Annotated in this window: 11 protein-coding genes and 1 pseudogene; 5 read left to right on the plus strand and 7 right to left on the minus strand. The window is 63.7% G+C overall.

What is annotated here, in order from left to right:
• Positions 1–1,293, plus strand: a 1,293-nt coding sequence (locus ABD844_RS41705) for a DNA/RNA helicase domain-containing protein (RefSeq protein ID WP_344891433.1), incomplete at its 5' end; no start/stop codon positions are given.
• Positions 1,294–1,397: 104 nt separating this feature from the next.
• On the opposite strand, the gene ABD844_RS41710 is transcribed toward ABD844_RS41705, so the two are convergent.
• The 3 genes from ABD844_RS41710 to ABD844_RS41720 all read right to left on the minus strand — a co-directional run bounded on the left by ABD844_RS41710 (position 1,398) and on the right by ABD844_RS41720 (position 4,482).
• Positions 1,398–1,559 (minus strand): hypothetical protein, encoded by a 162-nt coding sequence (locus ABD844_RS41710; RefSeq protein WP_344891436.1) that lies wholly within the window; start codon positions 1,557–1,559, stop codon positions 1,398–1,400.
• A 387-nt stretch (positions 1,560–1,946) separates the two neighbouring features.
• Positions 1,947–2,492 carry a GIY-YIG nuclease family protein gene (locus ABD844_RS41715; RefSeq protein ID WP_344891439.1) on the minus strand — a complete coding sequence of 182 codons (546 nt, stop codon included), beginning with the start codon at positions 2,490–2,492 and terminating at the stop codon, positions 1,947–1,949.
• Between the two features lie 106 nt (positions 2,493–2,598).
• Positions 2,599–4,482 carry a DNA/RNA helicase domain-containing protein gene (locus ABD844_RS41720; RefSeq protein WP_344891442.1) on the minus strand — a complete coding sequence of 628 codons (1,884 nt, stop codon included), beginning with the start codon at positions 4,480–4,482 and terminating at the stop codon, positions 2,599–2,601.
• A 294-nt stretch (positions 4,483–4,776) separates the two neighbouring features.
• On the opposite strand from ABD844_RS41720, the gene ABD844_RS41725 reads away from it, so the two are divergent.
• The 4 genes from ABD844_RS41725 (at position 4,777) to ABD844_RS41740 (ending at position 8,422) form a co-directional block, all read left to right on the plus strand.
• Positions 4,777–5,436: an HAD family hydrolase gene (locus tag ABD844_RS41725; protein WP_344891445.1), complete on the plus strand. Its 660-nt coding sequence runs from the start codon at positions 4,777–4,779 to the stop codon at positions 5,434–5,436.
• 108 nt (positions 5,437–5,544) lie between these two features.
• Positions 5,545–5,838 carry a hypothetical protein gene (locus ABD844_RS41730; RefSeq protein ID WP_344891448.1) on the plus strand — a complete coding sequence of 98 codons (294 nt, stop codon included), beginning with the start codon at positions 5,545–5,547 and terminating at the stop codon, positions 5,836–5,838.
• 38 nt (positions 5,839–5,876) lie between these two features.
• Positions 5,877–7,868: a hypothetical protein gene (locus ABD844_RS41735; RefSeq protein ID WP_344891451.1), complete on the plus strand. Its 1,992-nt coding sequence runs from the start codon at positions 5,877–5,879 to the stop codon at positions 7,866–7,868.
• A 251-nt stretch (positions 7,869–8,119) separates the two neighbouring features.
• Entirely contained in the window at positions 8,120–8,422 is a 303-nt protein-coding gene (locus ABD844_RS41740; protein WP_344891454.1) for a hypothetical protein, read from the plus strand.
• A gap of 267 nt (positions 8,423–8,689) precedes the next feature.
• On the opposite strand, the gene ABD844_RS41745 is transcribed toward ABD844_RS41740, so the two are convergent.
• From ABD844_RS41745 to ABD844_RS41760, 4 genes and pseudogenes are all read right to left on the minus strand, one after another.
• A complete protein-coding gene (locus ABD844_RS41745) occupies positions 8,690–8,827 on the minus strand; it encodes a hypothetical protein (protein WP_344891456.1) in 138 nt (45 codons plus the stop codon).
• Between the two features lie 339 nt (positions 8,828–9,166).
• Entirely contained in the window at positions 9,167–10,528 is a 1,362-nt protein-coding gene (locus ABD844_RS41750) for a tyrosine-type recombinase/integrase (protein ID WP_344891459.1), read from the minus strand.
• Positions 10,525–10,716 (minus strand): helix-turn-helix transcriptional regulator, encoded by a 192-nt coding sequence (locus ABD844_RS41755; protein WP_344891462.1) that lies wholly within the window; start codon positions 10,714–10,716, stop codon positions 10,525–10,527. The genes ABD844_RS41750 and ABD844_RS41755 overlap by 4 nt, the downstream gene beginning before the upstream one ends.
• Positions 10,709–11,338, minus strand: a pseudogene (locus ABD844_RS41760) (replication initiator); the annotation flags it as partial. The pseudogene ABD844_RS41760 and the gene ABD844_RS41755, both read right to left, overlap by 8 nt.
• Between the last annotated feature and the right edge of the window lie 73 nt (positions 11,339–11,411).

Raw genomic sequence — 11,411 nt, forward strand, 5'->3', positions numbered from 1 at the left:
TCGCCGTCCTTCAGAACCACCGCGTTGCCCAGGCCGCCTGAGGATGAAAAGGGGTCACTGTTGGACGAGCAACGCGAGACGGTGGACAAGGTGCTGGCCCTGGTCGAGGAGGGATTTACCGCCAATTCCAAACAGGTATTCATCGTCACCGGTGGGCCGGGGACGGGTAAGACCGTCATGGCGCTGGAATTGTTGGGCATGCTGAACGGGCTCCGTAGCTCCGCGGCCCACGCATCAGGCAGTGCGGCGTTCTCCGCGACCTTACGCAAACACGTAACCGGGCGCTATGGCGGCATCTCCGACTTGTTTACCTACTTCAACCAGCATCGGCACCGCGAGCCCAACCACCTGAACGTCTTGATCTGCGACGAGGCGCATCGCCTACGCAAGACCTCCAATCTTCGCTTCGACAAATTCGATCAACGCTCTGACATTCCTCAGATCCATGAGCTCATCCAGGCGGCACGAGTACCAGTGTTCCTGTTGGACCCCCACCAGGTCGTGCGCAACGACGAGATCGGCTCGCCCGAGGAGATCAGGCAAGCCGCCTTAGCGCTGGGAATCCCAGGTGAGCACATTCACGACATCCAGTTGCAGCGCCAGTTTCGCCACAGCCATTGTCCCGAGTACATCGACTGGCTGGAGGATCTGCTTGGCTACGGGCCCAAGCCCCGCCCTTGGACGTATGAAGGCGACTTCCAAATCCTGCGCGCCGACACACCGCAGCAGATGGAGGATTACCTGCGGGCACGGGTCTCCCTAGGTCATTCGGCGCGCATCACCGCGGGCTACTGCTGGGACTGGACCCACGAATACCGGGCTGGACGGCTGGCCTCCGATATTCGCATCGACGACTGGGCGCGGCCGTGGAACGCCTTCAAAGGCAGCAAGCGCTATAAAATTCCCGATCGCACCCTGTGGGCGACCGATCCACGTGGCTTTGAGCAGATCGGATGCATCTACACCGCGCAAAGCTTCGACTGGGACTATGCCGGTGTCATCATGGGGTACGACTACACCTGGGCCGACGATCACTGGAAATCAGTCAACAATAAGCATCGGCCGACTTGGGGGCCAAATCGCCACCGGCTGGTCCGCAATATCTACCGTGTCTTGGCCAGCCGCGGCAGGCACGGGATCGTGCTGTACTCCACTGACCGCGCCACTCGGGACCTACTGGCTGAACTAAAAGTGCCGCCAGTACAGGACGCCCTGGCGATCTTATACGAGGAGCACCCAGAGGCGGCAAAACCGCCTACTCAATCCCCGGTACAGGAAGCTCTCCCATGGTGAGACAGAGGCCAACAGCACCACCGCACCGTTACGGTCGTTGACGCTGGCCGGGCTGACGCAGGCGGTGACCACGGCTCCGAAGGTGTCGACCAGCAGATGCCGTTTCACGCCCGGACCTTCTTGCCGCCGCCGTAGCCGTGCAGGCCACCGCGGTCAATCGCCCGTACGCTCTGGCTGTCGATAATGCCCGCGCCGCCGAGCTGCTGCTCGACATGCGTCTCGAGCTCGACCAGGCGCAGCGCGACATGGAAATGCCGGCCGCGCACTTGGCATGGAGTGGGTGCGCCGCTCCGTCGCCGTCATGATCGCCATAGGGGGCGCCGTAGCTGCGTACGCATCCCAAGACTGGGAGTGGCTGCTCGGTGTGCTTGCCGGTAACGGCGTCAACGTCGCCACCAACCGCACTCACGAAGGATGCGTGACAACCAGTTCTCCTACCTGCACCGCATCGACAAAGCACTCACAAGCAGCCAGTCGAGGCACCACGTCTACCATCCGCTACCCCGCGCGACACGTCGTCTGACAAGACGGTCTCCGAAACAGCGCCGGGATTGCTCGGTCACCCACGCCATTACCCCAGCCGATAACGTCCTGACCAAACCCGCCTTGTCCCACCAGAAGGCGAAGGGGACATCAACTGTCGTAACGCCCTCTCAGGAACTGATCGGAAGGTTGCGGGCACGGGCGCGCGCCGAGGCGCGAAGACCGCTCAAGTACGGATGAAAAGCGTGACGGCGGTTCTGATCCAAGTTGAGGGGAAGATCCAGTCGAGCGATCAGCTCAGACTCTCCCATCCAGGGCTCGTCATGACAGACCCAACACACGCGGGCGTACTCCGCCATCCAGTCCGTCAGTTCCTTCTCACCGGCCAGGCCGAAGGTCAACCGCTTCCCGCTGCCCACTCGTCGGAGCTCAAGCCCGAGCAGGCAACCGAGGCTGAGTCGCAAAGTGGAGCCCTCAGCGTTGCCACGGAAGTGATACCGCACCCTGCTCCGAAGATTCTGCTTGCTGGCTCGGGTCACCATGCGGCGGGGAGCGATCCCCACATAGAGGAGATGGTCAGCGGGCAAGTTGGGATGCGGAGGCTGGGTGAAGTGCCACCCGTAGATACCTGCAGCGTTCGGCACGGGACTTGGGCGGGTGAGTACTTCGGCCGCTTCCCACAACCTGACCGGGTTGAGCAGCCCGGGAGTGTCCATCCTCGCCTCCAGTCTTGTCCATGCAGGAAGGCTAAAGCACGCCACCGACAATGCGGATGAAGGTGCTACCGCGGGTACCGTGCAGGTTCGAATTCCGCCCGGCCGCTCATACCTGCGTCTCCAGCAGCCCCGCGAGGAACTCTTGCGTCGCCGGATCGATCGAGTACACGGCGGTGCCCATCATGCCGCGGGTCAGCAGCACCTTGTAGGTGTTGCGGATCAACCGGTCCGCCTGTTCGTCGCTGACTCCCCTCCGCATCAGCGCCGGGTCCTTGCTGGCGCTCCGAACAGTGACCAACCTGCCTTCGCGATAGACGAGGTCCGGGCCGAAGATCACGCCGTTCCAGTCGTACTCGAAGCCCTGCGCGGTGTAGACGCACCCCACCTGCTCGAAGCCACCGGGCGCCGATGCCCACAAGGCGCTGGCCGGTGCGTTCCCCACGGCCCTGTCACCCTTGACGTTCCACGGCCGCGCCCAGTCACCGATTCGCACGTCGGCGACCAGGCTGTCATCCCCGCTCGGGGCGCTCCAGGACCAGCAGAACCCAGCTGTGATCCGTGCCGAGTACCCCGCTTGAAGCCGAGCTCGCAGCATGGCCTCCAACTCGTACGGGGACTCGGTGAGGGAGACAGCGAAGTGGTCGTCTCCCTTCCACACCTCTGGACCGACGCCGTCCAAGCCCAGCAGGCGCAGCACCCACTCCTCGTACTTACGGCTCCCGCCGCAGCGGAATTGCGCGTCCAGATCGACCTGGTGCACAGCAAGGCCGAGAGAATGAGCGTAGTTGGTGATGTCGGCGACGCGCCCCATCTCACCCGGCCGTACCACCTGATGCTCATCCAGAAGGAAGACCGGAACTCTCGCCGCGTTGATCAGCTCATCCAATTGCGGCCGGCCGGTTCGCTGGTCCGATCTGGTGAACCTGTTGGCCGAGGTCTCGCGAATGCGGTGAGCCTCGTCGCAGATCAGGACATCCAGCTCGTTGGGCTTGGCGGTCATGAAGTTGTTGAAGTACTTGAACATCGCCTTCATCCGGGTCGACCCCTTGGCGACGACGCGCCTCATCGTCTCAGTGAAGGAGCGTGAACCGGTGGCATGCAGGGCCGAGTAACCGCGGTCGGAGAGCTCACCCAGCAGGGACAGCGCGATGACGCTCTTGCCGGAGCCAGGCCCACCGGTGATGATCACTACCTGCTTCGAATTGCCCGCTCGAGCTTTCTCAACCGCATGCAGGACCATCTCGTAGGCCAGGCGCTGCTCGGCCACAAGGACGAACTGGTCGCGATTCTTGATCTCTCCGGCAGCGGCCTTGAGTAGTTGCTTGGACGGACGAATGGAACTGGACAGCAGGCGATCGGCCGCCGCGGCGCCGGGCTCGGGCGCGAACTGTCCCCTTAGGTAGTCGACAAAGTGGCCCCGGCGGGTCTTGCTGAACAGGCGGGTACGTTCGTCCTCGACGTGGTCATAGAGATCGTGAATGTCCGGGTCGCTGGCGTTGTGCAGGTAGGCCACCCCACGCACCGCGTTCCGGTGTTGGTCCAGGGCTCCGACGAAGTCGGCCAGGTATTCGCAGTATCCCCGCACCTGCACGACTGGGTGAAGCTTGGGCCGAGGTCCCATGCCGGACACCAGGACGAGATCCGCGTCGTCCTCGTACAGCTCGGCCTGGCTCCACTGCTTGAGCTCGACGATCAGGTAAGAGTCGGCTCCTGTTCGACGGTCGCGTCCGGCGAGAATGACGTCCGCCCGCTTGCTGGTCAACGGCAGTTGGTACTCGATGAGCATCTCGACGCCACCAAGCCCGGCTTCGACCAGATCTCGGGCCAAGATCGGGATGCTCCGGTCCCAGGACCTGCGCTCCCCCCTCCCCGGATTGATGCCTTGGGTGGCACGCAGGTTCTCAGCGATCACATCGCTGAGGACACGTTCGGGCACCGACTCAGACACCAACTGGACAAGGCTTTCCGCCGAGTGCCGGAAAACGGCCACGGATGTACCCCCAGGCAGCACGAAAGACTCGTGCGGTATGGGGGCCTGTCCGCCACCGAAGCGGAAGCCCGTCGGGCCGCATCACCGATACATCCAGAAGATTACCGGGATCTTCCCTCGGTCCGGTCACGGATGAGCCATCGAAAGCCCGAACCGGCGTACTCAGCAACTCTCAATGCAATCCGAGGATCCTGATCGCTAGATCTAGTGCGAAATCTGGAAGGAATCGTCCGAGCACGTAGCGGATCGCGAACGGCCTGTTGTCAACGAGATGTTCACGCCTAAGGTGTCATCGTGCAGCGACTTGCCCTCTTTGACCTCGACAGGACGCTCATTGATCTCGGTGGCGCATTCCTGCGGTGGGCCACGGAGTTTGCTGAGCAACATCGCTTGAAGCCTGGCGACATCGCCTGGCTCGTCGCCTTGGACCGAGGCAGGCACCCTCATCGAGAGATGTTCTTCAATGAGGTGCGCGAGCACTTCGCGCTGGCGAAACCGGTCGAGGAGCTATGGGCTGGCTACCGCCGGCGGATGCCGTACCTCGTGCAGTGTTACCCGGGCGTCCTGTCGGGGTTGGGTGAGCTGCGGGCCGCGGGGTGGCGCGTCGGGATCGTCACCAATGGCATGGCGGACAACCAACTCGGTAAGCTTCGGCGAACCGGCCTGGCCGACGTGGTCGACGGCTACGCCGTGTCAGGGGTTGAGGGCGTCCGGAAGCCGGATGCTCGTCTTTTCCAGATCGCCGCTCAGCGGTGCGGAGCCAGCCTCACCGGGGGCGGTTGGATGGTGGGCGACAACCTCGTCGCGGACATCGCAGGTGCTCAGGCTGCGGGTCTGCGTGGAATCTGGGTCGATCGAGGTACGTGGCCAGGGTACGAACATCGGGCCGATCACGTGGTGGCGGACGTAGCCGAGGCCATTGCCATCATGCGTGATACGTACCAGCCGGGATGAATGTTGAGCTTATGCCGTATGAGTAGTTCCGCTCGACCGCGCCGCGACGGCCCTTTATCGTCACATTGATCCCATAGAAAGCCGTCCTCGAGGTCCAAAGGCTCCAGGATGATGGCGACCCAGGAACAAATCGCCGCCGCGCGACGCACGATCGAACAGTTACGTGACCAGCACGCTAACGACGTGCGCAAGCTCATCGGCCTGCTCGAAGCCGGCGCGATGAAGGGCAAGGCCGCCGACAATCTGCTCAAGGACTGCCAGGCCTGGGAGGCAGCCTACCGAGGCGTCTTCAACCGAGCTCTGGCACTGGTCGAGTCCGTACATCCCGATCCCGCCAAACCAACAGACCCCTTAGGACTGTGGCCACCACTCTTGAATCTGCCGGGAAAGGCCGGCGGATGAGCCCATCTCCGAACCGGGTCGGCATCGACCCAGCCCTGATGACTCAGCTCATCGGCGAGATCAAGCGCCTCAAGCAGGCGTGGCCGGACGCGGATGCGCAGATCGCCAGAGCCCTGAGCTCGATCGGCACCAGCATGACCGGACCAGGCACACTCAGGGACGTCGCCTCCCAGATCGCCCAGCAGATCCCCGACCTCCAGCGCCGCCTGGACCTCATCATCTCCACCCAGAAGATCGGACTCGACAAGGGCGTCGTCTGGGCGGACGAGACACTCTGGATCTCGAACTCACCGGCAAGCGGCGCCGCAGCGGCCAAGACCGTAGGCGACCAGCTTCGCAAGGCGGCTGCCAGCGGTCAGGGGACGCTCTCCAAGGAGACCTTGGACCTGCTGGAGCAGCACCAGCACGATCCGTACTTCGCGGTCGCCTTAGCCAAGGAGATGCCGCCGAAGGAGCTGAAGGCGCTACTGGAACGTCTCTACCTGGCGCACCGAGGATCCTTGGACGACGACTGGACAAAGCCGTCGTCGTCCTCCGTCATGGACCGTCTGGCACGAGCTCTCAGTGTGACGTTGGGAACAGCCTCGCGCGGAGTTGGCGAGATGAAGCTCCCCAAGACCTATGTCGACGAACTGATTGCTACCGACGACTCTCCGATGAGCGGCCGCATGGTCGACGAGCTCCTGCGCTACGGCACCCTCGACGACGCGTTCCTCCGCGAGGTCGCCAACAAGGTCTTCGACAACGCGCAGAAGCCGCCGTCCCAGCAGCAGGACATCATCAAGTTCGGGCCCGGCCTTGCAGCCACTCTGGCGAACAACGCCAGAGTCGCTCAAGACTTCTTCACCGACCCCGCACGCAAGCCCCTGTCCTTCCTGATGCGGGACAACTTCTGGGGCAGCGGGAACGGTGAACTCGGCCGAGCCATTGAGGCAGCCACGACAAGATTCCGCGACCACGGCCAACCTCCCGGGACTTCACGAGGGTACACGTCGGCCTTGATCGCGTCCTGGGCCGTCCACTTCTGGTCAGACCCGCGAGCGCAGGCCAGCCTTCCCGATACCAGGCAGCACGCTGCTCGCGTCTTCTCTGCCTACACGGGCGACGTTCATCGAGCTGCTATAACCGATTTCCCGGAACCGATGGGTGTGAATCCACAGCCCGACTCTGACCCGAACCTCCCTGGCAAGCAGCCTTATGGAGCCATGCTTGATGGCGGCGCGGTCAAGAATGTGATGACTTGGGCTTTCAAGGATCCACAAGCGCTAAAAATTGCAGTCGAGGGACACGGCGAGTACAGTACGAAGGTCCTGGACGCCCAGGGCAAGGCGATCCGCGATATGGTTAACGCCGAATTCGCCGAGTGGCAGCGCGCTCACCCGGACGCATCGAAAGAGGAGCAGCAGGCACATCGCCAGAAGCTACTCACCGACAACATGAACAGCAATCCAGGAAAACTTTTCAATGCTCAGACGAATGCCCTCGGTAAGTCGCTCCACCTCATAGTCGACGCCGGAAATTTGACCAACATCAACGAGGCGGACCAGAAAGATCAGAAGAGCCAGGCTTTCAAGGATGGCGTATCCAGAACGCTCAAGCTGGCACTTACCCCAGCCGGAAACTGGGTCGTTGCCGGCTACGAGTATCTTGAAGACCCTATTAGTGACAGCATCAAGCACACCAAGGGCAAGGCCGCACGCAGCCAGGGAGAGGAAACCCTTCGCGAGAGCCAGCGCCTCTTCAACGACCTAACGGCAAATGTGATGATGCGGTACGGATTGTTCGGAGACGAATCAGCCAAAGGTTCCGCGCATCCTCACGCGTCCGAGAACTATGCCGAGAGGTCGGGTGGCGACTTCCTTGCCAACGGCCAGATCATCCCCCGTGATCAGATGACTTGGCAACAGAGGATCGCCTACGATGAGTGGCTGAAGAGCTCTCCGGCCGCCGCCGTCTTCCATGAGGTCGACCGAGCCGTCTGGGAGGGATTCCAGTTGGACGTTCCTCCATATCCGGAGGCAGAGGAATGAGAAATTGGTCGGCTCCCGCTTTGTTGACTGTCATCCTCATCTCTGTGGCAGCGTGTTCATCGCCTCCCCCTGCGGATCGCCGCCCACTCGGCAGTGTGACGACACCGCCTGTGGAGTGTGGTCTTCTTTCCAGCCAAGCCATTGGCCGAGCCATCGGGTTGAGCGGCTTCTACGCGAGCGGGTCAACATCGGCGAACGACTTCTCTCATTGTGTCGTCAGCAAATCACCGAGCATCAGAGATAAGGCTTCAATGACCATCGAGCTGCAGGATCCCTTCCCTTCGACTTTGCAGAGTCTAGAGAACGGGAAAGCAAGGGACAGAGGGGTGGCCCTGCCCAGCGGCATCGGTCCAGGTTACAGCGCACCAATAAAAGATACAGATGGAAACATCGTTGGGGCCAAGGCCTTTGCCTGGACACAGGACGGCACCAAAATGCTAGCCATCCAGATCGTCAAGGGAGCGCCGGGGCGAGATCATCAAGCCGACGCCATCGAGTTCGCCCGCCAGCTCCGCCCCCTTCTCTTGACCTCAGCCCCGCAACAACCGCGCTAACCGTAGAGAAGGTGGCACGCCCGATTTCGGAAGAGGAACTCGGGGCGGGAAGGCGGGAACATTTTGTCGCACGTCCGGGCGATCCCCTGCGCCGGTTTCCTCTCCCTGGCTCGCGGGTCGTTGTGCCCGTCGTTCCTCGCGCGATCAGCAGGAACAGTAGTCTTCCTGTGTGGAGCCGGCGGCTCACTTCGAGGACGTCGGCGTGGCACAGCCGGTAGCGCTGATCGACGATGGGGCCTCGGCGACTTCGCCTCGCTCTTCGACACGTCAGAAGTGGGCCTGGGCGTCGTCGAGGGCAGCGATCCTGGCGAACTCGTCGTCAGCGGAGTGGACGTAACCGGGCGCTCCACGACGCTCGGTGCGGGTGTCGGGGTCGAAGCGGCGCTCGATGAGGGCGTGACACACTCCGTTCCCCAGGAACTCGACCAGATGCTGAAGGCGATGCAGCCCAGGAGACCAGCGGCAAGCGCCGGCCGAGCCAGCCGACGCCGATCTAGCAGCGGTGCTCGTTCTGGTGGGGTGGGGGTCGAGTACCTCCGCCAGCTAAGGGGATCGGACTCGGTGCCAGGTCGACGCCGGTCTCGTATCGGCAGGCCGTACGGCGGGCGCCGTAGCTGGCGGAGGTCTTCGGGTGAGGGGGTGGGGTGGTTCTCGTCTTCGTGCATGATCCTCCCAGTCAGCGAACAGCGATGCAGGACGAACCGGCCCCGGGGACGCTCGGGGCCGGTAGTGGATGAATGCGGGCTATGTGTCCAGGGCGTCGTTGATCTTGCCGTTGATCTGCTCCTGCTGGCCGTCCATGCACTTGGCATAGACGCGCAGCAGGACGTCAACGCTGTGTCCGGCCCTCTTGGCGACTTCCGGGGCCGGAACGCTCGCGTTCAGCCAGAGGGACACCGCCGCATGCCGCAGGTCGTATGGCCGGGCGGCCAGCGACGAGGCGACCTGCGCCGGGGTGAGGGCCAGCTTTCGGGCCTCCTGCCAGACGTAGGAGTGCGCTGAGCTGGAGTAGGTGCCGCCGGTTGCGGTGCTGAAGATCCTCCCGTCCTTGGCGGTACCGAACTCGGCGACGTGCTCGCGGAGCATGGTGACCAGGACGGGCGGGATCGGGATCTCTCGTGTCTCCTTGTCCGCGCGGTGCTTCAGGCTGCGCGACTCGTGGGTCTGGCCGGAGTCGGTCCAGCGCTTCGTTGCCTGAGGTCGCGCCCTTTCCAGGACGATCAGGCCCCAACCCGTCTCAGGCAGCGTGCAGTTCGCCAGCCGCAGGTCCGCCGCCTCCTCCGGACGGAGCGCCGCGTAGTAAATGCAGGCGAACAGCGCCTTGAGCCGCCGACCGCGCTTGCGCCCTACCTTGGGCACGGCGTCAAGAAGTTGCCGGGCTTGGGCCGGGTTGACGACGGTTCGCGGATCGATGACGGTCACGGCTTTTGGCGCCGTCCATTTGATCTCGTCCAGCGGGTTGCTGCCGAACGCCTTCTGCTCGACCGCGTGCTCCAGCAGGTGATGGAGGATGGCGCGCTTGCGCCGTACCGTGTTCGCTCCGGCTGGAGTGCCGGCGAAGGTGACCGAGATGGCGTCGAGCGCCGTACGAAGGACATGCGACTCCTTCAGCGCGGACAGCGGAAGGGAAGCCCGCTCCAGCCAGCCCAACGTCGCGGTCTGGGCTGCGGTCAGGGCCGGGCGCCTCTTCTCGGGGATGAGGGCGTAGGTGCGGAGGACTTCTCGCAACTGCTCGGCGGTCGGACGCCGCGGCGCGTCGGTGACCAGCACGGGAACCAGCGACAGGAGCGCGTAGGCGTCCGTCTCTCGGGTGCGGGCAGCCGAGGTGTTCCAGCGGCGAAGGACGTATGCCTGGGCGAACTCGAAAAGCGTCGGGCCGGAGGACACGCGTGCCAGCATCGACACCGGCAACCCGGTGGCGAGGTCGAACTCCTCCCCCGCCTTCGCCGCCTGCCGCAGGTCGGACATGAAGGCATTGGCCAGCCCCTTGGTACGGAAGCTCTTGGACTTCTGCTTGCCTGCGACGCGCCAGCGGGCGATGAACAGTGGCGTGTCGCGGTCTGCACGGTGCTGGATCGCGCCGAGCTTGACGTCGTACGTGTTCACACCGTCTCCCGTCGCGAGTCCAGCCAGGTCATGAGGTCGCTCCGCCAGACGCGGAGTTCGTGGTTGGGCAACTGGACGCAGACCGGCGCACGGCCCAGTTCGCGCCAGCGGTAAAAGGTGCGGCGGGACACGCCGCCCAGTTCGGCAAGCACCTGCGGGACGGTCAGCAGCTCATCGCACCTACTCATCAGGCATCACCGCCGGCCCTGGTAGACGGGTGCCGGTGAGCGCAGCCGCGAGGACCTGTTCTCCGATGGAGAGCCCCTGACCGGCGTACTCCCAGTGGGCGATGACCAAGACGGTGTCCTCGTTGAAGAGCGGCAGCCGTCCGGTGGTGATCTCCTCAGCACGCATGTGTTCCTCACGCGCGGCGCGGAGTTCGCCGAGAGTGGTGGAGTAGCGACGGCTCTTGGTAGAGAAGTGGCCGCGGAAACCGAGCATGTGAGCCCAGCGGCTGAGCCCGAGATCTGCCAGGCCGGAGCGGTTACCCAGGCGCATGCAGGCCGCGATCAGCCGGCGGGCGTGCTCGCGGATGGGTAGGGCGTCGAGGTTGTCGAGGGGTTGGATGCGGCGGTCGAGGGTGCCGACGCATTCGGCGGCTTTGGTGGCGTATTTCGCGATGTAGGCGGCGACAGCTTGTTCGGTGAGGTCGCCGTCCATGGTGATGCGGCGGACGTCGAGTTGAGTGCCCCAGCGGAAGGTCCGGCCGAGCGGCTTGACGTCCGCGGTGACGACCCTGGCCGCGTGCCGGGCGGCTTCGGCCAGCGCATCGGCGCTCGCCCAGGCCGGTGGGGGCGAAGACGGGCCGTCGGGTCCGTCGAGGCTGGGTTGCGTCTGACTTCGTGATACAGATCTTGGAAAGAATCAGACAGGATCGGCGTGC

This window comes from Nonomuraea antimicrobica, assembly GCF_039536965.1.
In the GTDB taxonomy this organism is placed as follows: domain Bacteria; phylum Actinomycetota; class Actinomycetes; order Streptosporangiales; family Streptosporangiaceae; genus Nonomuraea; species Nonomuraea antimicrobica.

Coding starts and splice junctions, on each gene's coding strand:
- ABD844_RS41755 (WP_344891462.1), bottom strand. CDS start 10,716: ATGAGTAGGTGCGATGAGCTGCTGACCGTCCCGCAGGTGCTTGCCGAA.
- ABD844_RS41730 (WP_344891448.1), top strand. CDS start 5,545: ATGATGGCGACCCAGGAACAAATCGCCGCCGCGCGACGCACGATCGAA.
- ABD844_RS41715 (WP_344891439.1), bottom strand. CDS start 2,492: ATGGACACTCCCGGGCTGCTCAACCCGGTCAGGTTGTGGGAAGCGGCC.
- ABD844_RS41735 (WP_344891451.1), top strand. CDS start 5,877: ATGACTCAGCTCATCGGCGAGATCAAGCGCCTCAAGCAGGCGTGGCCG.
- ABD844_RS41740 (WP_344891454.1), top strand. CDS start 8,120: ATGACCATCGAGCTGCAGGATCCCTTCCCTTCGACTTTGCAGAGTCTA.